This is a genomic window from Paenibacillus sp. Y412MC10 (assembly GCF_000024685.1).
Lineage (GTDB): Bacteria > Bacillota > Bacilli > Paenibacillales > Paenibacillaceae > Paenibacillus_AQ > Paenibacillus_AQ lautus_A.
In genome coordinates this window covers 3,526,095-3,549,240 of the sequence record NC_013406.1, presented here as the reverse complement: position 1 = coordinate 3,549,240, position 23,146 = coordinate 3,526,095, and the positions used below count along the sequence as shown (strand labels likewise).

19 protein-coding genes and 3 pseudogenes are annotated in these 23,146 nt (G+C 42.5%); 19 read left to right on the top strand and 3 right to left on the bottom strand.

From position 1 onward, the window contains the following. Positions 1 to 144 precede the first annotated feature (144 nt). Positions 145 to 1,307 (bottom strand): annotated as a pseudogene (locus GYMC10_RS32110) (IS3 family transposase). Positions 1,308 to 1,839: 532 nt separating this feature from the next. On the opposite strand from GYMC10_RS32110, the gene GYMC10_RS15295 reads away from it, so the two are divergent. The 17 genes from GYMC10_RS15295 to GYMC10_RS32560 all read left to right on the top strand — a co-directional run bounded on the left by GYMC10_RS15295 (position 1,840) and on the right by GYMC10_RS32560 (position 16,980). Then, a complete protein-coding gene (locus GYMC10_RS15295; RefSeq protein ID WP_015735322.1) occupies positions 1,840 to 2,172 on the top strand; it encodes a DUF4181 domain-containing protein in 333 nt (110 codons plus the stop codon). 720 nt (positions 2,173 to 2,892) lie between these two features. Beyond that, entirely contained in the window at positions 2,893 to 3,312 is a 420-nt protein-coding gene (locus GYMC10_RS15290; protein ID WP_036662941.1) for a hypothetical protein, read from the top strand. Positions 3,313 to 3,713: 401 nt separating this feature from the next. Next, on the top strand, positions 3,714 to 4,541 hold the full coding sequence (locus GYMC10_RS15285; protein WP_015735320.1) for a hypothetical protein: 828 nt from the start codon (positions 3,714 to 3,716) through the stop codon (positions 4,539 to 4,541). A gap of 65 nt (positions 4,542 to 4,606) precedes the next feature. After that, complete coding sequence (locus GYMC10_RS15280; RefSeq protein ID WP_015735319.1) at positions 4,607 to 5,050, top strand: hypothetical protein; 444 nt, start codon at positions 4,607 to 4,609, stop codon at positions 5,048 to 5,050. Between the two features lie 915 nt (positions 5,051 to 5,965). Beyond that, a complete protein-coding gene (locus tag GYMC10_RS15275) occupies positions 5,966 to 6,463 on the top strand; it encodes a GNAT family N-acetyltransferase (RefSeq protein ID WP_015735317.1) in 498 nt (165 codons plus the stop codon). A 549-nt stretch (positions 6,464 to 7,012) separates the two neighbouring features. Continuing rightward, a complete protein-coding gene (locus GYMC10_RS32985; RefSeq protein WP_015735316.1) occupies positions 7,013 to 7,390 on the top strand; it encodes a helix-turn-helix transcriptional regulator in 378 nt (125 codons plus the stop codon). 17 nt (positions 7,391 to 7,407) lie between these two features. Then, the gene (locus tag GYMC10_RS32980; protein ID WP_015735315.1) at positions 7,408 to 7,641 is read left to right on the top strand and encodes a hypothetical protein; all 234 of its coding nucleotides are present in this window, start codon (positions 7,408 to 7,410) and stop codon (positions 7,639 to 7,641) included. A 493-nt stretch (positions 7,642 to 8,134) separates the two neighbouring features. Next, positions 8,135 to 8,713 (top strand): TetR/AcrR family transcriptional regulator, encoded by a 579-nt coding sequence (locus GYMC10_RS15265; RefSeq protein ID WP_015735314.1) that lies wholly within the window; start codon positions 8,135 to 8,137, stop codon positions 8,711 to 8,713. A 231-nt stretch (positions 8,714 to 8,944) separates the two neighbouring features. After that, positions 8,945 to 9,643, top strand: coding sequence for an SDR family oxidoreductase (locus GYMC10_RS15260; RefSeq protein WP_015735313.1), 699 nt, complete (start codon positions 8,945 to 8,947; stop codon positions 9,641 to 9,643). Between the two features lie 451 nt (positions 9,644 to 10,094). Next, positions 10,095 to 11,177 carry an alkene reductase gene (locus GYMC10_RS15255; protein ID WP_015735312.1) on the top strand — a complete coding sequence of 361 codons (1,083 nt, stop codon included), beginning with the start codon at positions 10,095 to 10,097 and terminating at the stop codon, positions 11,175 to 11,177. Between the two features lie 169 nt (positions 11,178 to 11,346). Continuing rightward, entirely contained in the window at positions 11,347 to 12,360 is a 1,014-nt protein-coding gene (locus GYMC10_RS15250) for an NADP-dependent oxidoreductase (protein WP_015735311.1), read from the top strand. A 268-nt stretch (positions 12,361 to 12,628) separates the two neighbouring features. Beyond that, a complete protein-coding gene (locus GYMC10_RS32975; protein ID WP_235201787.1) occupies positions 12,629 to 13,759 on the top strand; it encodes an AraC family transcriptional regulator in 1,131 nt (376 codons plus the stop codon). A 12-nt stretch (positions 13,760 to 13,771) separates the two neighbouring features. Further along, positions 13,772 to 14,179 carry a hypothetical protein gene (locus GYMC10_RS15235; RefSeq protein ID WP_081746302.1) on the top strand — a complete coding sequence of 136 codons (408 nt, stop codon included), beginning with the start codon at positions 13,772 to 13,774 and terminating at the stop codon, positions 14,177 to 14,179. 182 nt (positions 14,180 to 14,361) lie between these two features. Then, positions 14,362 to 14,649, top strand: coding sequence for a helix-turn-helix domain-containing protein (locus GYMC10_RS15230; protein WP_015735308.1), 288 nt, complete (start codon positions 14,362 to 14,364; stop codon positions 14,647 to 14,649). A gap of 222 nt (positions 14,650 to 14,871) precedes the next feature. Continuing rightward, positions 14,872 to 15,069 (top strand): DUF6366 family protein, encoded by a 198-nt coding sequence (locus tag GYMC10_RS15225; RefSeq protein ID WP_036662945.1) that lies wholly within the window; start codon positions 14,872 to 14,874, stop codon positions 15,067 to 15,069. A gap of 409 nt (positions 15,070 to 15,478) precedes the next feature. After that, positions 15,479 to 16,405, top strand: coding sequence for a copper amine oxidase N-terminal domain-containing protein (locus GYMC10_RS15220; protein WP_015735307.1), 927 nt, complete (start codon positions 15,479 to 15,481; stop codon positions 16,403 to 16,405). Between the two features lie 29 nt (positions 16,406 to 16,434). Further along, on the top strand, positions 16,435 to 16,980 hold the full coding sequence (locus GYMC10_RS32560; protein WP_015735306.1) for a hypothetical protein: 546 nt from the start codon (positions 16,435 to 16,437) through the stop codon (positions 16,978 to 16,980). Positions 16,981 to 17,454: 474 nt separating this feature from the next. Here the strand turns inward: GYMC10_RS32560 and GYMC10_RS15210 are convergent. Next, a pseudogene (locus GYMC10_RS15210) lies at positions 17,455 to 17,764 on the bottom strand (YbjQ family protein). A gap of 13 nt (positions 17,765 to 17,777) precedes the next feature. Between GYMC10_RS15210 and GYMC10_RS32970 the strand changes: the two are divergent. Continuing rightward, positions 17,778 to 18,326: pseudogene (locus tag GYMC10_RS32970) on the top strand (DNA cytosine methyltransferase). Positions 18,327 to 19,578: 1,252 nt separating this feature from the next. On the opposite strand, the gene GYMC10_RS31595 reads toward GYMC10_RS32970, so the two are convergent. Beyond that, positions 19,579 to 20,175, bottom strand: coding sequence for a hypothetical protein (locus GYMC10_RS31595; protein WP_235201788.1), 597 nt, complete (start codon positions 20,173 to 20,175; stop codon positions 19,579 to 19,581). Positions 20,176 to 20,707: 532 nt separating this feature from the next. Between GYMC10_RS31595 and GYMC10_RS31590 the strand changes: the two genes are divergently transcribed. Beyond that, entirely contained in the window at positions 20,708 to 23,014 is a 2,307-nt protein-coding gene (locus GYMC10_RS31590; RefSeq protein ID WP_162164394.1) for a stalk domain-containing protein, read from the top strand. The last annotated feature ends 132 nt before the right edge of the window (positions 23,015 to 23,146 follow it).

The window sequence follows — 23,146 nt, the reverse complement described above, 5'->3', positions numbered from 1 at the left end:
CTGCATTTAGTCCAACCCATTGTTAAGTAAAACCAAGCAACAGAATAGGGATAAAACACAAGTCGGGTGACAAAAACATAGTAACATTGAAGCCGCTGATTTGGTCATAACCCTGTCAAGTAGACAGTACAAAAAAGACAAGATTTAAGCTGCGGCCGTTTCCCGGTATTCTACCGGGGAACGGTCGTTTAATTTTTTCTGGAATCGGTTCTGGTTATAGAACAGAATGTATTCACTCACTTGCTGTTCAACCTCAGCTTTGTTCGCTGCTTCATTCAAGTATATTTTCTCGGTTTTTAAATGAGAGAAGAAAGACTCGATACAGGCATTGTCCAGGCAATTTCCTCTCCTAGAGTGACTGCCTAGCATGCCGAGTTGTTTCAGTTTACGGTTAAATGGTTTTGACGTGTATTGAAATCCTTGATCCGAGTGTAGGATTACCCCACTCACATCCACGTGCTGACGGAGTCTATCCAGCGTTTCATGAACCAAAGCGAGGTCATTTCGTTCCGAAAGTTGCCAAGCTACAATCTCGTTATTGTATAAATCCTGAATCACAGACAGGTACACAAATTGTTCTCCAGCACGAATATAGGTAATATCTGTGACCAGTTTAGTTCGTGGCGTATCCGCCTTAAACTGGCGCTGAAGCCGATTCGGATTCACCACGGAAGCTTGTTTTCCAAAGAATCGACGCTTCTTCCGAATGACAGAACAGATTTCTAATTGTTTCATTAATCGATACACCTTTTTGTGGTTGACCCTAATGCCTTCCCTCCGTAAAGCTACCGTCATTCGAAGATAACCAAAGTAGGGATGCATGCGATGGATGGCAAGCAGATGCGATTCCAATTCATGCTGCTTTTGTCTACGTTCTTTTGCCGCTTGCAAGCTCTTTCTCCACTTGTAATAGCCTGAACGGGAAACCGCGGTTAACTTCAAGAGCCAAACAAGACGATGGCGTACTCGCAAGTCCTCTATGATCTGAAATCTAGCAGCTTTACTCGTCACTCCTTGTGTAGATTTGGATACTGCTTTTTTAAATATTCAATCTCCGCTCGCAAGTATGCCATCTCTTCTTCCATACTGGAAAACTTCGTTCTGGGGCGTCCCCGTTTGGATGTGGCAGGTTCTAGGCTCATTCCACGTTTCATTTTCGCCGCCCATACTTGTACTTGAGATTTATTTTGAATACCTAAACGTTTTGCTACTTCACGAATACTCATATGTTATTCGTTGACCAGCCGGGCCGCCTCCAATTTTAATTCCAAGGAGTACCGTTGGTAAGTTTGTCCTTTTTTAGCCATGAAAAAATCCCCTTCGTTAGGCAAGATTAAGTCCATCTTAACAGATGTCTTTTTTCTCTTGTCTACTAAAAGGGGATAATACCAATTATGCGGCTTCATATATTTATGGTTATCAGGTTGTTGTCAAAATACAATGACAAGAACTTGATAACATTTTCGACTGATGACAAGAACTTGGTTACATTCCCGATATGATTTCACCCCGCACTCGATCTCACCCCTTAGAAGGACCCATAACTATTTCATCTAGATAGGTGTTGTTATACTTAGGAAGTGTTTTTTCTCTAGCTGATCAATAGTTAACTAACCAATACAAAGGAGACCAGATGATGAAACTTTTAGCATTCACAATATTAGGTTGTGTAATTTCTTACATCTTAATATCCTTGGGGGCATTAGGATTGATTCTAGAATTAGGATTGTTAATAGGCTTGATTCTCCGAATTTACTCTTTAGTTTTAGATATCCATAAAAGAAACATCTAGTTTGAAACAAAATAATACACTACAAATAGAAAAAGAAGGAGATGCTAATGAATTTTGCTATTGTATTATTTATCGCAGCTGTGATTCAATTTGTTCTGGATAAAGGTATCAGCAAAACAGATGAGAAGATATCAGACACGGATGGTGTTATCCCATATAGGTGGTTCGTCGTGATTGGGGGAATTGCCATAATTTTGTCAGTTATTTTTGTTAAAGAACCTCCTTATCAATATGTTTGGATTGGCATATTACTTACTCTAGTGTTCGGTGTTCGATCTATCTTTCAATGGAAATATATTCGAAGTTCACAAAAACATATTATTTCACTATCGATGATGGCCTTATCTATAATTGGTACAATTGTTTACGTTTTAATATAACAAAAATACGATAGAATAAGGAATGATGCGAATAATAATTGGTTTATAATCGACACGCATTCATATCGATGAAAACGGATGAATATATGAGGTTCAGAAAAAAGGCCTAAGTTTATAGAAGTAAAGGGTTCGACATAGATGAGACTTTTTAAAGTTTACTAAGTGTCGATGCTGGCAGCGAACGCGCTTCTGACGGAACTTTCGCTTGCAGAAACGGAGATGCTTTAGATCACGATCGTAGAGGGTGAGTGGTACTTACGTCTGGACAAAGAAAAAGCCCCGTCCACCTTGTCGGTGGACGGGGCTGCGACGACCAGACATTGTCTGAGCGTCTCGTCGAATGCCAGTTCTCGTTGCGGGACAACTGCCCAGCAGTATTCAATAGTTCTTGGGAGGCCAACTGCTGGAGTGAGTTAGAAAAAATTACTCCATATGGAGTAATGGTTGAAGTAAATGGTCAAATGTCGCGGGACAAGATCTTGTTCCCATTGAGAGTCGCTATTTTAGCGGCTTTTTTGTTTTATCGGTACAAGCTCTTGTCCCGAGTCGAGGACAAGAACTTGTACCGATTGCCGTAATGGACAAGAACATGAGCCGATTCCCGATTAGATAAATATCTTACTATGTTCCCATGCAATTTCATTAAGCTAACGGGCAGTTATGTTGAGAGCAACCTAAGTTGCCCTGAGTACGTCTATGTACAAAAACAAGGGGTGGAACATGAGGAAATTATGGTGCATTTTACTGTTGCTACTCATAGTGCTTGCGATCATAGCTTGCAGCAAACCTCAGACTGAGAATCTGACTACAAAGAAATTGCAAGAACTTTACCCAGGGGATATTGCTAATGTAGATTCTATTGAGATTACGGACGGCAGCTCAGGTGAACGGAAATTGTTCACTAACAAAAAACAGATTCAAGCGTGGCTCGATCAAGTGAAAGACATGAAATTCGAGCCTGATCCTAACCAAGAAGACAGGAGCGGCTTTCTGTACACGGTATCTTTGCGGGAAGGTCGCGAGATTAAGCTCGGATTTACTCCTAATTCGCAGGGCGGGCATTATTACATCCACAATGAGGAATTGAGTACCCAAATTCAAGATTTGTTTGAAAACAGGGATTACATAAAAAACAATTAACAAGAACCGCACCAAGGCAGCATTCATAGTGCAGGAGCAATTTGCCATCATGGCAGCTGCTCCTTCTGTCGTTGAGCTATCGGGCAGGATAACGTGAAGACGATGTAGAAATATGCTGACTTACAAAGAAAGATACGAGGTCACTATGATAGCCGAGTTGATTTGCATCATAATTGGACTACTCAATGTTGCATTCCCCTATAAAATATGGTCTATTGGACAGTTTATGTTTAGACTGAGGGAAGGGAAGTTTGTTTTTCAACTGAGGAACCATCCTCTCTAGTTCATTTACTTCACCGTATTGGTGGAGCTATTTTTATCATCGTATGCTCAATTATGCTGTTCATCTAACGAGAGACAATAGCTCGAGACAGACAGCAACCGAAGGAGGCGGTATATCTATGAAGCCACTTAACAAGCAAAATGTTTATTCAAGCTTCAAAGAGCTTAACATGTTAGAACAATTAGAAGAAGAACTGAGAGCGGAACTCGGTATAGATTTTTGGGAAACGATCGGGATCGGCTTCGATTATTGGCCAGAAGATGACAATGCCGATTATGAGTGGGAAAGTATGCCCATAGATATGGTTTTGCTGGGTTCAACGGTCATTTCGGAATGCACCTTTGGCTTTCTTACGGAGTTTAGTACAGTGGATGACCTTTCAAATGCACCGATAATTCAGCATGAAGCGATAGGTCTAGATAAACATTCCACTCTTATTGCACATAACTTTATTGATTTTCTCCGATTGCTTATTACCACCAAGAGCATATTTGGATTAATGTCAGAAGAAGATGTTGAACTAGAGGGTGATCTAGAACCAACAGTTGAGTTGATTTTCAATCGCATTCAGGAAAGATTTCAAATTGAGCCCTTTGAAAGTATTAGTGCCTATAAGCAACAACTTATGCAAGAACGCGAAAAACACATTGTCGTTCAAACTTTCAATCGTATTGGTGTAAAGCGAGTAACGGACCATTTTACCCATCAAAAGGTGGACTTGGATTATGTTGAGAGTGACGAGCAAATGGAAGAGCGTTTACTAACGTTTGTGAATTCGACGAGTCTTGAGAATGTTCTTGCTTTTGTTCGTGATGTTCAAGAGACGAATTATATCGAAGTGCCTTTCCCAGAGAAAATTAGAGTAGCCGTGAAAAGTTTGCTACAGGAGCATGGGTTTGTGAATGAATTGCGCCATCTAGATACCCTGTATAAAACGAACAACTAGTTCAACTAACGGGCAGGATAGTTGACTAATGGAAAAGAATAATCATATAGATTTGGAGGGATACGGTGAACGAGGACTGGAAGAAGGAACGTGGTATGTCTTATTTTAAACAGGACGAAACCGAGAAAATCATCAGTCGTTTTGGAGAAAGCTTTTATGAAAAGGTATTACGCGATATCGTAACATACACCGAAAAGTGGAAATTGTATGATTTTGAATTTGTACATTCATATTCTGCTAATTGCGTTTTTAAATGCCGTTCTGAGCTTTATGGAAATACAGTCTTAAAAGTAGGTAAGCCAAGAAAAGAAGTAATAACTGAGTACAATACTCTTTGTGAATATAACGGCAGACGATTGTGCAAAGTTTATGAGTCTGACGTAGAGAACGGTATTATCCTTGAAGAATGCATACAGCCTGGTGATTCATTGTTCCACGGAAATGGATATGAAGAACGAATATCTATATTTTGTTCACTTTTTAACGGATTTACATATCGCCCCAATTAGAACCGCTCAATATCCTACTTATATAGAATGGGTAGATAAGAGCGTGAACTATCTAAGCAAGCGAGAGGACTGCATGGAACTATTCAAACACATAGAAAAAGCAAAAGAAATATGTTTGTCGGTTTCTGCTTTATATCCTCGTAAGATGCTGCTTCATGGTGACCTTCATCATGGGAATATTATTTCGAATACACCATAATTGACCCTAAAGGAGTAATTGGTGACCCTATATTTGATATTTCACGTTTTATATTAAATGAGTTCAGCGATACATTATCACCAGAGAAGCATCAAAAAATTGAAGAGTTATTATGTGACTTAGCTAAGCAACTTGATATTCCGAGCAAAATACTTAAGCTCTGTCTCTATGTGGAAACTGCAATTTGGCTATGTGACGATTTGGAGAAAGGCTCATCACTTGAAGAATGTTCTTTCCTTGTTGACAATGTTATTCACGCAGAAGCATTGCTACATCATGAATCATGATTTCTGTTGAAATCAATAGCTTATTACGCTAACGGGATACGAGAGAATGGGAATGATCGAATGATTCCTACGGGTGGGAATGAGATGGCGAAAGAAGTTTTGGTTTACCAGAAATTGGTGTATCCCCTACAAATCGATGTTAACGTTTCCATGCAATTTCATGTCGGGTGACAAAAACATAGTAACTTTAGAAGCCGCTGATTACACAGCTTTTTATATTTATGTTATCAAGTTCTTGTCAAAACACAATGACAAGAACTTGATAACATTCCCGACGGATGACAAGAACATGGTTACATTCCCGATATGATTTCATCGACGGCGGTTGACGCCCTTTGATTAAACTAACGGGCAGATTAGCTCAATAGTTTCATTTACAAAACAAAAAGATGTATTCTGTTATAAAAAAACCTGAAAGGAGTTATTAAAATGATTACGGTTTATTCTGATAGGTATAAAGAAGAGGTCATTAAACTAATATTGCATGTACAGAATGTCGAATATGGTGTAGGGATTAGTGTCGAAGAACAACCAGATATACTAGATATTCAATCGTATTATATTAAGGATGGGGGTAACTTTTGGGTAGCGTTAAACGATAACGATGAGGTTGTAGGCTCTATCGGTTTGCAAAAGAAAACTAACGAGGTTGCCGTACTAAAGAAATTTTTTGTTTATAAAGATTACCGTGGTAAAGAGTTTGGGATAGGAACGGGACTCTACGAAGCTTTGCTTGATTTTGCGCAGAAACATGGGTTTTCTAAGGTGATTTTGGACACTCCTTCCAAAGCCACTAGGTCACACAGCTTTTACAAAAAGGTTGGATTTAAGGAGATTGCAAAAGAGGATTTGCCAATTCAAAATGATTACCCTGATAGAGATTCACTTATTTTTGAATTAGTCTTACTCAAAAAAACAACATTGTAAGTAATGGGTTTTCGGTGCTGATACTGAGCTAACGGGTATCGTTAGTTCTTTATGAACACGACGGTGTCTACGTTAGCAAAGTAATTTCGTTGTCATGGTTAAAAGAGAGAAATGAGAGGATTAAACATGTGGAAGAATATTGAACCGGGGTGTTATGCTGTTTTCAGGTGGCGTGTGACGTGGAAAAAGTGATTGATGAGATTGTTAATCATTATGAGGCGGAAAGTAAGGGAAGAATGCAGCAAATATATATAAATGTCGGGGGACAAGAACATAGTCCCATTGAAAGTCGCTAATTGAGCGGCATTTTTGTTTTATCGGTACAAGTTCTTGTCCCGATCCGTGGACAAGAACTTGATCCGAATACCGATTAGATAAGTATCTAACTATGTTTCCATGCAAATTCGTTAAGCTAACGAGCAGGATAGTTGAATATTAATTCCGGTGAACCTTATCCATAAGTAACGGCAAGTTTTTGTTGTGCAACTCAAATCAAAAATGCAATATACGCCGGTGATATGATCGAAGTGAAAGGAGGGAGGACTTCCAGTGTATGAATGGAATGAAATGGTACAGCATATGGTGGATTGGGTGGAAGCCAATTTAACGGAAAGTTCATCGCTGCTGAAGATGTCGGAACAGTTCGGGTACTCCCCTTATTATTGTTCAAGGCAGTTTAATCAATTGACCGGGATGACATTACGGGATTACGTCTGGACCCGGAGAATTAGTCGTGCCGCCTTGGAGCTCCGCGATACGGACCAACGGGTACTGGATATTGCCGTTAAGTATGGATTCTCTTCGCAAGAGGCATTTACGAGAGCATTCACCAAGGCTTTTCAGCTTAGTCCCGCAGCCTATCAGAAAGCCCCCAGACCCATTCCATTAGCCATTCGTCTGGAGTGTTCTCGCCTTATCATTATTTGATCAAGGAGCGGGATGAGATGAGCAAAGTACATTTGCAACAGGCAGAGATCAAAGTAGAGTATATTCCAGCGCACAAGTTTATTGGGATCTGGGATATCACATCATCAAGTTATGGGGAATTCTGGCAAGGTGGACGATCCTGTGACGAGATTAGCGGCACGTTGGAAAGTATGTCCAATCTTACACTTCCAGAACAATTGGGCCAGACCGCAGGATGGTTCTACCAGAATGGACAAAAGGGATACTTTTAAGGGATGCCGGTATCAAGAGAGTACGACGGACCGATTCCGGTGGGAATGGAATGCAGGGACAAACTTGTGGAGGGACAAGAACATGAGCCCATTAAAAGTCGCTAATTAGCGGCTTTTTTGTTTTATCGGTACAAGTTCTTGTACCGAGCCAAGGACAAGAACTTGTACCGATTGCCGAAAAGGACAAGAACATGAGCCGATTACCGATTAGATAAGTATCTAACTATGTTTCCATGCAAACTCATTAAGCTAACGGGCAGGATAGTTTAAATAACCAAAAAAATATTAAGATAAGAGCAAGTGGACTGGTAGCCGATAAATGTGATCGGCTGCTTATAGGTTCATATCTCATTGTTGGGTGACAAAAACATAGTAATTTGAATGATAGGTGGTATCACTACAGCAGATAAGAATTGGTATGAGGATTATGTTTTTGTTTTCTTTACTGATCGTTCTCAATATGTTAAATTAACAATGGGAGGAGGGAAATGGAATGGCAAGAAGCAAAGAATTTGAGGAGAGCGTTGTACTGGATAAGGCGATGAAGCTGTTTTGGGAACAAGGTTATGAAAAGACATCTTTGACGGATCTGGTTGAGCATATGGGAATCCATCGGAGAAGTTTGTACGACACATTTGGCGACAAGCATACGCTGTTTCTGAAAGCTATGGATCGATTTCGCGCTAAAATTAATACGGAGCTCTCAGGAGTAGTAAAACGCTCGGAGACTGCTGCGGAAGCTATTCAGTTGATAATTAATTCAATGATAGATGGTGAAGAGGACTCACCTTCTGGCTGTTTAATGGTGAATTCGGCTGTGGAATTGGCAATGCGTGATGCCGATGTGGATTCCAAGTCCACTGAATCGTTTACATTATCAGAGCAATTGTTTAAGGATATTATTCTATGGGGGCAGCGGAATGGTGAATTCACTTCAGATTACGATGCCGGAGAATTGGCAGAACATCTACATGCAGTATGTGTTGGGTTGAGAGTAATGACAAGAACCTCCATATCCAAAGAAAAACTACGCCAAACAGCTAATATATCCATAAAACTTATAACTAAATAATTCAATATCGTTAGTATGAGTTTTCTTATTGTTAGTTTAGGCTGAGTGTTCTGAAGCTTATCACTCCAAAATAGTTTTATGAATGATAATTCCTACATGGTGAGTTAACAATGTTCTCTACATGAAGGAATTATTCTTACATTCATTCTAGAATGATCGTTCTCATACAATTCCAGCTCCCTACAACCCAATTCTATGTACCCAAACTAAATGACAAAGGAGTAGCCTAAAATGAAAATTTCTGAACAAATCGCATTTGTCTCTGGTGCAAACAGAGGCCTTGGCCGAGAACTAACACTTGAACTTCTATCCAGAGGGGCTAAGGTGTATGCTGGTGCTAGAAATCCAGAAGCCATTGATATTCCAGGTGTAATACCTATGAAGCTTGATATTACGAACCCTCAAGAGGTAGCCGCAGCTGCTAAGGTTGCTAAGGATATCACACTGTTAATCAACAATGCGGGATCGTCTACAGGCGCTTCCTTGCTTGACGGTGATCTTGACCAAATACATTTGGAGTTTAATACGCATTTTTTTGGCACACTTTCCATGGTTCGCACTTTTGCACCAATTCTAGAAAAGAACGGCGGTGGTTCGATTCTGAATATTCTTTCGGCATTATCTTGGGTTAGTTCGGGAACTGTAGGCGCTTATACAGCTGCTAAGGCAGCAGAATGGGCATTGACGAACGACCTGCGTTTAAATCTGTATCCTCACAATGTGCGAGTAGCTGGATTACATGTGGGCTACATGGAGACCGACATGACGTCGGGCTTAGAAGTTCCCAAATCCAACCCTGCCGATATTGCAAAAATTGCGATTGATGGTATCGAATCGGATAGCCTTGAAATTGTTGCGGACGATTCAAGTCGCATGATCCAAAGGAGCCTGGCCGGTGGTATAGCTGTGCTATACCCTCAGCTCTCCTAAGAAAAAGGGAGTGCAGTCAACTCTACCTCGTTAATAATGCAGGCTTTGGCTTGGTTGGTTGCTTTTTTTCCGGGACCTCTAATGGCGGTTTACTATGCAACAAGGCGTATTTGCTATCGTTCACTGAAGCATTGGAGAGTTGAGTTGTACCGGCGGGGCTTTGCAGCACTCTGTCTCGGACCACAGCGACTGGCTTTGTCGATCGTGCGGGGCTGGCCTCTTCAAAATTGTTTATGAGCGGCGTCATGGAAGTCGGTCAAATGGCCGACGAAGGATATCGTCAATTTATGCGCGGTAAGATGTTAATAATCACAGGTAGAGGATAACTGGTTTATGGCATTTCTGCCGCGGTTGCTACCGCGCAAACTGATGACCTGAGCAGTCAGAGCGGTGCAGGATAGAGTGGAGCAATGAGGGAATGGAACATAATAATTGAAGAGGAGTTTTGGGAATGGAAAAATTATGGAGTAAAACAAAAATTGGTAATTTGGAATTGCCTCATCGTTTAGCGATGGCACCCATGACACGGAGTAGAGCACAAGAAGATGGTACGCCGGGTGAACTGAGTTCCCTTTATTATGCTCAAAGAGCATCTATGGGATTCATCATTAGTGAAGGTACCCAACCATCTGAGGATGGGCAAGGTTATTTAAATTCACCAGGTATCTATACTGAAAAGCATATTGAAGGTTGGAAAAAAGTTACGGATGAAGTGCATAATGCTGGCGGATTCATGTTCATACAATTAATGCATGTCGGTCGTATGTCACATCCAGACAATACTCCACATCATCGTCAAGCAGTTGCACCTTCAGCGATTGCACCTGGTGTAGAAATGTTTACTGCTAACGGAATGCAGGAAATACCCGTCCCACGAGAATTAAGTGAAGAAGATATTCAAACTACTATTTCAGACTTCCGTAAAGCAGCCGCAGCAGCAATTAAAGCAGGAGCTGATGGTGTTGAAATTCATGGAGCCAACGGATACTTAATCAATCAATTTATTGGTGAAAATTCAAATAAACGAATCGATAAATACGGTGGATCTGTGGAGAACCGCGCTCGCTTTGCAATCGACGTAACGAAAGCAGTCGTTGAAGAAATTGGAGCAGAAAGAACCGGCTTCCGTATCTCACCTGGAACACCTCTTGGTGGGATTGATGAAGGTGATCAAGGACCTGAGGTTTATCTCCATCTTGTAAAAGAATTATCTAAGTACAATTTAGCATACCTACATGTTATGCATTTAGGGAACGAAACGCTGCTCCGTGAAATTCGTTCGATGTGGACAAATTCATTACTGGTTAATCGAGCAGGACGGGCACTTGAAGAAATTAGCGTAGATATTGATAATGGCATTGCTGATGTGGTTCCAGTTGGTGTTTGGTCATTAGCTAATTCGGTTTTAGTGGAACGTCTTAAAAAAGGATTTCCTTTAAATGAAGTTGATCCTAAAACATTATACGCGGGTAACGGAGGCGTGGGTTATACAGACTATCCAACAATGGAAGAATTAAAATCACAACAGGAGTAAATACAAGGTAAGGTTATAGATTAGATTGTAAATCAGCAATAAGGTCATACTGAAATGGCGTACAATTGAAAAATTGTACGCCATAAATTGGTTTTATTCTATGCATTTTTGAGTTTCAAGTACAGCAAGAAACCAACAATGTCCACTAACGGAAGGATGCTGATTTTTAATGAATACACACATGAAGGCAGCACAAATTGCCAAGTATTCAAAAGAAATCCAAGCTCAAGTCAATGATATTGCAATTCCAGAAATTACTGATAACGAAGTTTTAGTAAGAGTAAAATCTGCGGCAGTCAATCCACTCGAAATGTTAATTATCACAGGTAGCGTGAAGTTGATTCAAGATTATAAATTCCCATTGACGCTTGGTAATGAATTGGCAGGGGTTATTGAAAAAGTAGGTAAAAATGTGAAGGAGTTTTATGCAGGAGATGAAATTTATACACGTCTGCCATTGAAAAAAATTGGCGCTTTTGCTGAATATGCCGCAATTGACGCTGCTGCAATTGCACCTATGCCAAAAAATTTATCCTATGAAGAAGCTGCTGCTGCAGCGTTAACTGGACTTACAGCCTATCAAGGCCTGCATGAAGAACTTGAGGCACGACCGGGTAAATCGGTTTTTATTCCAGGTGGATCGGGTAGCTTTGGTCAGATGGCTGTCCCAATTGCAAAGGCAATGGGATTAAATGTCATTGTTAGTGGTAACTCGCAAGCGCGAGAACGTACTTTGGAAATCGGTGCTGACCGATATTTGGATTACACAAAGGAAAACTATGTTGACTTGTTGTCGAATGTCGATTATGTGATTGATACCTTGGGAGCCAAAGAATTCGATAATGAATTAAAAGTCATTAAACCAGGTGGTAAATTGCTCTCTCTCCGTACAGGACCCAATAAACGATTCGCTGAAGACAATAACTTCCCTTGGTGGAAACAGAAACTTTTTTCGCTTGCTGGCGCAAAATACGACAACAAAGCCAAGAAGCGCGACGTGGAATACCGATTTATCTTCGTGCGCTCTGACGGTGCACAATTAAAAGAGATAACCAACGTCATTGAAGAATACAACATTGTTCCACCGCTTCATCATAGACGATTTTCTATAGGAGAAATCAATGAAGCATTAGAACTGGTCGCTACTGGGCGTCCAAAAGGGAAGGTGATTATAAATTTTTAAGTAGAACTTGAGGAAATCTCTGTGGTGGCCCGAGAGGGGCAACGGGTAGGATAGTGAAATACTAATTTTGATTTTTATTAGAATATCCATGGTATTGTCAGACGACAAGAACATAAATACTTTCAGAGTCGCATAAAATGCGGCTTTTTTTACATTACAGTCTTTTTTCTTTTCGTCGGTTGAGTGGCTATAATGCCGTACGGTCCAGCACAAATGGCAAGCAGCAGCCTTGATCTTTGTTGAGGGACAAGTGTCGGGGGACAAGAACATGGTCAGGTATGCTGCTCCGGATCTGGAGGCATTCGCAACCAAGCTGTTCTATATGCTGGATCTAGGCAGACGCGAGGGGGTGGCGGAGACGCTTGAGGAAGCGGGAAAGGCACTCGTGGCATACGATTCTTCCGAAACCGCGATCAAGACCGGCCTGGCCAAAGTGTTGTCCGTCGCGCTAAGCAAGTTGGCTGCTCTCCATCAATGCGTCGATATCCAAGAATATGCGCCCCTGCTGGCCGAGCTTTATCAGCACGCGCATTACGATAGGGTGATGAGCGCGGCCTATTCCCAGCTCGCCGAGCTGGCGGGAAGGCTGGGGGCGAACGGAAACCTACCCGTGGTCAAGCAAGTGATGGATTTTATCCAGCGGCATTACCATGAAAATCTAAAGCTGGAGACGCTGGCGGAGATGTACAATTACAACAAAGGATATTTGGGCAGAATGTTCAAGCAGCATACGGGCGATTCCTTCCATACCTTCTTGGATAAGGTCCGTATTCAGCAAGCGATCCGGCTCCTCAGGGAAGGGTACAAGGTCTATGAGGTCTCGGAGCTCGTAGGTTATCCCAATGTGGATTATTTCCATAGCAAATTCAAGAAATATGTAGCAGCTTCCCCCTCTTCGATCAAAGGTCTCCTTCCAAGGCCACGACATTTTCATTGGAAACATCATAGATTCTTAAAGTGGGGGGATTTCATGAAGGCCAGCACAGGAATAGTGACATGCCTTTTAATGATCGGAGCACTTCTTGCAGCCAGCGGCTGCAGCAACGGATCGGACTCCGATAGCTCAGGCAGTCCTGACGCATCGCCGAACAAAGAACTCGCGCCCATGACGATCACATATGCAGCAGGGGACAATAACCCGCTTTGGGACGGCATGCAAAGCGATGTCGGCAAGCTCATCACGGAAAAAACCGGCATCTCGATGAAAGCTCAATTTCCGATAAGCGTTAATGACACGGATATGTTCGCGCTGATGGTGGCAAACAACGAATATCCGGACATCGTTTCGGCCAAAGGCAGCGTGGGCAAGCTGAAGGACGCTGGCGCATTGATCGATTTAACGCCGCTTATTGAAGAGCATGCGCCGAACATCAAGAAGGTCTACTTATTGCTTTTATGAAGCTCCTTATCCATAATTGTAACTAAGGGAGATGATTCCAAGTTGAGTGAACAGAATATCAGCACAACAGTTTCAGGGGATATCATTGTTACCCATCTAATTGGTAAGATTAAAACAGATGATGTTAATGAATGGTATAACGGCTTCGAGAAGGTTTGCCAGCAATTCATTTCCGAGGGTCGGCAATACAAATTGTTGGTGGATAGAAAAGGGTACACTCTAGATCATTTTTCCATTCAAAAAACATGGAAAGATAAGTTCTTCAATGAAACCATTCTGAATCAAAGTATTGCAATTGTGTTTCTTCTTGAAGAAGGGGAGATAATGAATGATTTGCAACAATCCAACACAAAAGAATCTGTAAATTTTTTTGATAATTATGACGAAGCATTTATTGGGTTGAATGAATATCCGATTTAAGACCGTTATGGAACTCAGTTGTACTCAATCAACCAACTGGTGTCTGATGTCATAAAGAGATGACGGGTGACAAAAACATAGCAACATTAGAAGCCCCTGAATTAGTATTATCCCCTCATGATAGACAACGAAGACATCTGTTAAGATGAACTTACATGTTGTCTGCTGGAGGGGGTTTTTTTATGGGGAAAACAGGCGTACAAATAAATGAGGAAGTTAAGAAGGATGCCATGCGGCTGGCTATTGAAGAGAACATGTCCTATCGAGAGGTGGCTAGGCGACTGGGGATTCGGAATAAGATACAAGTTGAGGTATGGGTGAAATGGCAGCAAGAAGGTAGAGCTATAGAGCAAGAAGCCTTTCATAAAGGACGGCCGAAGACAAAGCTTACCCGTCTTGAAGAAGAAATAGCCTTAAAGGCGGAGATCGCATACCTAAAAAAGCTGTATCCAAATCAACACCGGGAGTGACGAGCAAAGCCATTCGTTGCGAGATCATCGAAGAATTGAGACAGGAATATCCGGCTAAATGCTTTTGCAGCTAGCGGACGTTTTAACAGGATAGTTTAAGATCTATTCAATGTTCAATTAAATCCCATTAAATAACATAATAATGTTATAATTATACTACTGCATCAATAAATTGGTATTGGATATCTAATTAAAATTATTAACCTAGGGGGTAGGTAAGCAATGAGCAAAGATTATGAAACTCCTGAAAGAACAAGAGAAAGACTAAGACAAGAAGAATTGGAAAATAATCCATTTGGTCATATGAATCACGGAAATAGTAGGGCTCGGTATAGTATAGTCGATTTAGGTTGGAAAGGCACTTTAGTATTAACTATTGTTATTATTGTTGGTCTTATAGTTGTTCAATATTTTTATTAATGGTAGATTTAGAAACACTGGAGAAGTTGACGGTTAGGGAGATTGAAAATTTTCTATCTTTTCTCGAATACATTTAAACAACTCCAGTCATCCGATGAACCGCAAATACTCCAGATTTGAAGCCGTATATATTACGACAGATGTCGAGGGACAAGAACATAGGCCCATTGAAAGTCGCTAATTAAGCGGCTTTTTTGTTTAATCGGTACAAGTTCTTGTCCCGAGTCAAGGACAAGAACTTGTACCGATTGCCGTAAAGGACAAGAAGATGGTCCGATTACCGATTAGATAAATATCTAACTTTAGTAAGAGTGGAGAAATTCTCAAGAATCTACACTATTTAGAGATAACCTTACGTTTTTTCTTGCGTTTATACTTATATGGACTGTAAAATTCAGGAGGTTTTTTGATGAAGAAATTAGTATTATTTTCTTTTGCTGTTCTATGTTCTTCGCTTTTGATACTTCCAACCAATGAGGCAGCCGCAGCAGTACAAAGTCTAAAAAGAACACAAGTTGTTGTGAATAATAATGACTTAGATTCAAAAGACATTCTCAACAAGAACAATCAGGTGTTTTTTAGCCTGACTTCACTCAAAGGTTTAGGTGACTTAACGTTTGCCTGGAATAATACTACTAAGCAAGCGACAGTGAAGGGGAGCGACACAAACTTGCAGTTGACTATGAATAATAAAGTAGCACAAAAAAATGGATCTCCAGTTTCATTAAGTACTGCTCCATTTATTCAAAACGGTAAAACAATGATTCCCTTACGTTTTGTTGCAGAAGCGTTGGACGGTTCAGTAACTTGGAATCAAAAGACCCAAACGGCGTTTGTTTCAAAACCAAGCACGAAACTGCTGACGGACGTTAAGAGTAGTGCATTAAGCACGGCCAGAAATGCTGCAATCAATCTTCCTAGAGTATCACAGCTCACGGAGGACTTTAAACCAATTATGGAAGCATCCAGTCTTCAATATTATTTTCCGGAAAACACCCATGACCGATTCATCGAGGTCAATAATAATGTAATCCGCTATTATAAAATTACGAAGAACACAGCTTACCTTAAGTGGCAAGCTTTCATTAGCGAAAAGACCACTACGCAAGATAACCTTTATTTCATAAACCGCGCCTTTATAAAAGAGAACGGTTCCCTACCAAATTTTAAAGATACGACATTCGCCAACTTTCGCTGGATGCCTCATATTACTTCTACTGGATATGGTTTAATCACTAAGGAGAATTGGAATGACGTTGTTTTTAAACAAGCCGAACTGCCTCAAACTAATCTGAAGGAAAACTATATTATTGTTGACATTCCAGAAGAAAAATAATTAGAAATTGTCATTAAAAGGAGTTTGCAGTGGACGCAATTATCATAACGCCGCATGTCGGTATCGGTCCTTTTCGGCTAGGGATGTGCAGGGAAGAGGTGGAGCGGACTTTCCAGAGTTTGGGTCATTTGAGAGCTGATAATGGCATACCCGGTAATCCTAGCTATATAGAAATTCTGTTTATGCGCGAACATTTCGAATACGATGCCAATAGCCGGGTGAAGTTCATTCAACTGATAAATCCGCAATACTCGGGTAACATCTGTATTCCCTGCCTGTTTCAAGGTGTGGACGTCTTCACGACCAAGGCAGAGGATTTGATCCACACGTTTAGCAAATATTATTCAATGGTCGGAGATGTTGATCCGAGGACGGGATTTTCCTTTGCCATTCAAGAACTTGAGCTGTGCTTCTGGCGAGAAGGCATTATGAATGATGAAATCATAAAAGACCCGGGTTTTCTGGAGATGAGCGAGGAGAATCAGGAGCTCGAGAAGCGGTATTTCTATTTTACGACCGTATCGATTGGAGCGCTGGGATATTTCGACTTCATGGATGATTACCCAGGCAGTTAAGCAATGCGTACTCTAAAAACTAGGAGAAAGCGGGCTAATCGCCTTACTCCCTAATTCGAGCCCGCATGAGGATCGAAGAGCATGAAAATGATCTTTAAACTAACGGGATACAGTAGCCCAATCATGACAGGACGGCAGCCGACGAAAATATTCGGCTGCCGTCAGTTGCGTTCGGGCAGTAAACGTTAATAAAAAAATAAACCCGGCATAATCGGTCCGGTTTAGCAATGCCCTATGTAAAAAAAGTATGATAACATGTTCTCCTCAATAGCCAGCCGGCCGCACGGCCTCCTTCTTAACATCCTAGAATAATTCTTGTTTGTACGTCCTGTTTTCCCCATGAAAAAAACTCCCTCCAGCAGACAACCGTAAGTCCATCTTAACAGGTGTTTCTTTTTCGTTGTCCACCATGAGGGGGGAATACCATATATGCTGCTTTTTTGTTTTAAATGTGGCAAATTGTCACTGTATCGGCTATACCACTACTGCGGTTCCGCTGACGGCCACCCTCAGCATTCCCTCACAAATAACTTCATAGTCGATGTCACCGCTATAATGGCGTTTGCCCCCAGGCGCACGGCTCGATCTTCCACTCGACAAACGCTGCATCCCTTGCTTCCTGCAGCTTGTTTTCGTATGCCCCCGAGCGCCCGCCGACAATATCGGTAATGGAGGCCAGAAAGTCCCTCGCTACATTAGCGCCCATAATGACTTCGCCGGTCACAATACCGATATACCTTTGAACAGGGTAACCTTCAATGGTGTAAGTCTCATTTGTAACCATTAGAACGACCGATTTGATCGATTTACGCACAGAAGGACTTACCGGGGGGCTTGTTTGGAAGTATCAAAGGATTATCGCTCTTAATAAACCAATGGCATTTCTCTTAGAGAATGTATCCAATATGGCTCTGTAGCACAAAGACACCTTATATAGGCTCCTATCTTCTTTTACCGACATTGGGTATTACAATATGGGGTTTCGGCTTTTAAACGCTGCTGATTTCGGGGTTTCCCAAAGCCGGGAACGTTTGTTTATCGTAGGGATTCGAAAGGATTTAGGATTCTTTTTTGATTTCCCTGAACCGCCGCTAATTCGGCGAACTGTTCATGAAGCCATTGGGGACCTGCCACAGGCCGCAACGGTAACCAAGAATACCTACGAGCAACCGTTAGTTCCTAATCATACAACCAATTGGGCGAGTCCTAGTCCGGAAAGGTTACATGCCGTTATCCTTAACCCAAGGAACCAGAGGAGAGGGATGCGAAGACTACAATGGGAGGATGTAAGTCCAACCTTGACCGCTCATATAGCAAAAGATGGTCGTGAGTTCCTTCATCCTTGATCCAAGCAAGTGAGTAAGCGGGGAGGATTGTGTCACATGACTCAAATATCTAGAGAAAGATTAGAAAATCTCTTTCGTGAAGTAAATGCTTCCTGGAGTTTTGAAGATTCGGCTTTGTCTGCTCATGAAAAGGATCTATTATTTCAGAGACTTCTCGGAGATCTAACGGACGAGGACTATAATAAGGCGATTATGGAGTTCATTAGCTCTCTATCCTAATCCAATTCCCAATAAAAAACGAAGCCCTGATTCCGTGGAATCAGGGCTTATTTGAGTACGTTCCTTCAGTTGAGGGTACGGTTTCAGACGCGGGGATTCGTGTCAGTTACGCTAGTACTATCCCTATGACCATCATAATCAATCAAGGTGTAAAAAATGACTAATAGACCATTTCAACTTGGGTTTCGGACATAAAGTAACCTTTGGGTGACTTTATGTCACCCTGTTTTTGGATCTATCTGATTTTGGGTCCAGGTCATAATAAACTATTTAATTATGATTCAACAGGATCTTCATTTTAGGGTGAGTACATGGTTATTTCTATGATGGATTCAATTAAACGAACAATCGTGAAAACGGTTAGAATTAAAGCAGATGAATACGTGTAAAAGTTGTTGTTAGTAATGTATTCGAGGACAATTCCCCCAAACAGAAAACAGAATTTCAGAATATTGTCTACATTCGTAAGACGGAAACTATGGCTCGACGCTTACAGCCGCAAGGTATTCAAGCTAATTTGTTGCTGCGAAAGTTGAGTTAGTAAAATCGACTTCGAAAACGAAAAAATAATTATTATAAAATTACCAAGAGCACGTTGCACCGCCTCTTATAAGATGCCGTTCGCGAACTCAGCACGAATGGGGCAAAGCGCAAAGAGCAAAATCTTTTAACTATTAAGCAATATCCGCTAGAGTTTCTCAATTGTGAAGTCCGTATAATATGAGAAGAATAGAGCGCTTACAAGGAAAGATCTTCAAATTTTTGTCTGTGACGACAAACGACTTCTAGAGGGGGGGATAAAGGAGGGCCAATCCTTGTTGATGAGGACTACGCCGGGACCGTAAGAGGTTCGTGGATGCTAGAGGACAAAAGCTTGGTAATCGGAATGAGGAATGAATATAGTCTCTCGGAACATCATTAGAGGTGAAATTGGAAGAAGAAGACAGTTGGAGCTGGAAAGTATGGAAATTGAAAACCAGTTTCAAGAATGGGCAGACTTCGACAATTTAGGCGAAACGCTTTTTTGAAAAACTTAAGCGACAGTAGGGCAAATGGTAGCTTTCAGCTTGTCCCATTCATCTTTCTGGCTTACATACCAGGCATACATGTGCTGGCAGGTCATAATGCCGTAGATGCGAATGTACCACATCATCGTCGAGCGGTGCCTACCGGATTCGAACTTGTAATCGATCTTCTCCTGCTTGTTGGAACGCTCAATGGACGTGCAGCGTTTGTAAATCAACCTCCACTTCTCCGACCCGCGAGCGGTTCTGGGAAACAGGCGAAGATTATCGCTGCTGTGTGTATGGTATGTCCGCCCGTATTTGGCATCGGAGTACCCCCGCAGGTCAAAGAGCATCTCCACTTGCGGCGATCCTGGTGTTTTCTTATCCGCGTGACGCATCATCCATGTGACAAGACGGTTCACTCTGCCCGGTGTAGCCGTAGGCGCTTTCTCTCCTTTCTTCCCTTTCTTTGGTTTGCTCTTGCGTTTGGGTTGCTTCATCGGTTTAAGATTATTGCCTACCGCAAGCCAAAAGCGTCTGAAGAATTCATAGAAGGTCCCGACGACAGGAAGATCGTCATAGTCGAAGCCGTAAAGAATGGCATAGATAGGTGTCCGCTTCAAGACATTTACACATTCGGTTAATCCCTTTTCAGGGTTGGTCAAAAGGAACAAGAAAAAGGATCGAAACATAGATGCTGGATCTCGAGGTTCAGGGCCCCGATCCGAGTAAGTGTCTCGAAGAAACGTTGTGAGGGGAGAAAGGTCAGTCATCCATAATTTTGCTAGAAGCGGCCAGTCTTTATTGATGATGACGATACCGGGCCCAATCTGAGTACGAAGTTGCTTAAGAACAAAGCCTTGGTAGTCCGCATGCGGAACAAAAATAGGTTTCAAGAGAAGCACTCTAATCGCGATTTATAGGTTGAAAAAGGAACCCTTACAACGCAATTTTGGAAAAATGAAGGATTTGTCAAGGCTTTTTCGAAGAAAATGACCAAATATTCTAGAATATTTCCCATAATGAAAAAAGGAAATTAATGAAAAAAACCCCTACGAAGTAGGAGGAGAGTAAGTTTGGTGGTACAAGAAACCCCTTGTCCCATCTGCCTCGGCGAATGCCGAGAGGCTATGAATGAATGCGGAGGGATTATTGATGAAGGCATCAAAAAAAGTTTCGGTTCTGATACTGGCACTCTTACTTCCATTGATTGTGATTTTCTCTACGGCAGTTCCGGCTGCGGAATCCTACGAAATCGTCCCGCTCACAGATCCGGTTACGAATCCGGATACAACCGATGAGGTCAAAATCGACTTCCAGACCAAAGGGTCTCAAACGGCAGAAGGGTATCTGCCCGACAACGGGGATGCGTACGGCGAACGCGGGAATGGCTTTACGTATGGATGGACCCCAGGCATTGTTGGAGCCGCCAGAGATTACAGCTTAATCGAACCGGATCTTAAACTAGCAACCTTGAACCAATTTGGCCAAGGGATTATTTGGGAAATTGCCGTTCCGAACGGCAAGTATGAAGTGACGGTCAGCATAGGCGATATTCGATATCCGGACCAAATCAAAGGAAAATTGTTGCTCTTGGCTGAAGAGACCGTCATCTTCGAGAACAAACAAGTTGACGGCAAATGGGAACACGTCAAACCGATTGGACAAACTTACGTTTCCAAAACGGTAGAAGCGGATGTGACCGACGGCAAACTGACCCTCGATCCGAAAGATTCCGCCACGGAAAACATTAAGATCAACTACATTGAAATCAAGTCGCTTGACGTTCCGATTCCTATTGATCCCGTAGACCCTGTAATTGAAGAACCACGAGACATTGATAGGACTCCCGTAATCATTGTTGTCAATGGAGAAGAGGCGGAGTCGGATGTTCCGCCGGTTAGAGCGAACGGCCAAGTCATGGTACCTGTAGATATGATAGCTGAAGAATTTGGCGCTGATGTTGGTTGGAATGAGGAAAAGAATGCCGTTCTGATTAATTCAATGCCGAGTCAAGCAAGGCTCAAACAGCAGTCGACTCAGCTGATCGTGAACGGTTTGGAAATCGAATCGGAGGTTCGTCCATTTGTTCTGGATGGCAATTGGATGCTTCCTATTCGGGAAATATCCGAAGCCATGGCCTTGGACGTCTCCTGGGATGAGGCAACCCTGACGCTTCAAAGTAGTTTAAGGCCGCACACGGAACCTGCCATGGAGCTTCATGGGTGGGCCTCCGTGGAGGCTGATGGACAGGGCGGGACGACAGGCGGCGGCGATGCCGAACCTCGGACGGTGACAACGCTGGAAGAACTGGAACAACTGGCTGGAGACGACGAACCAAGAGTCATCGTCATTTCCGGAACGATCACATCCGGGGCTCAGCCTATCAGCGTAGGCAGCAACAAGACGATATTGGGGGAGGACCAGTACGCGACCATCCGCGGCGGCATCACCATAGACGATAGCAGCAACATCATTATTCGCCACTTGAACTTCCAAGGCATCTGGCCTATCTTCGGCCCTGCCGACGCGATCGCCGTGAGAAATTCGCATCATCTTTGGTTCGATCACTTGAACATCTGGGATGCCAGTGACGGCTTATTGGACCTCACCCAAGGAACTAACTACGTCACCGTTTCATGGAACAAGTTCTTTTACACCGATCCGGATAATCCTCACCGTATGGTCAGCTTGGACGGCGGAGGCGCGGAACATGATGCTACCGACACAGGCAAGAACAAGGTAACCTATCATCACAACTGGTTCGCCAACAATACCGATCAGCGGATGCCACGCGTCCTTTTCGGTCAGGCGCACGCCTACAACAACTACTACACGGCCAGTAACAACAATTACGCCATCGGCGTAGGCGTCTTCGCGTCGATGCTGGTGGAAAACAATTACTTCAAGAACGTAAAAAATCCGCACCAGTTTATGTACCCCGACCGTCGACCGGCGTACATCACGGCTACGGGCAATATTTATGACAACACAAGCGGATTAATGGATACGGGTGCCGTTACACCAGAGGGCTACGACAGCGTGGCGCCTTTTACCAATCCGCCCTACGCCTACGAACTGGATGATGCCGAGGATATTCCTTTTCTTGTTACTCGATATGCGGGTCTAATGGTCAACGAGGACATTACAGCGCCAGAAGCACCTGTTATTATAGCTCCGGCAGAGTCGGCGGAAATCCACATGCGTACTCCGAGCATAAGCGGAACGGCAGAACCGAGCAGCATCGTGACAATCACATTGACAGGCACTTCATCGGGATCGACAAAAAACGCAACGTTGACGACAACGGCTGAATCGAACAGTTCATTTAGTGCCGAATCAACAAGACTGAACAACGGAACGTATACCATCACCGCAACGGCAACCGATGCTGCAGGCAATGTAAGCCACGCTTCGATCAATCGTTCAATTAGAATAAAAGGACAGGCTGACAAGAAGTAAATTAATAGAGGGTTTGAACGAGCAACTCCGCTTCCGACCTGTTCCGAATTTTATCAGCGCTTAAGAAGACTATAGCTCAATAAACCATGTGGCAGCCGGTCTCGTGACCGGCTGTCTTTTTTAGATGAAATA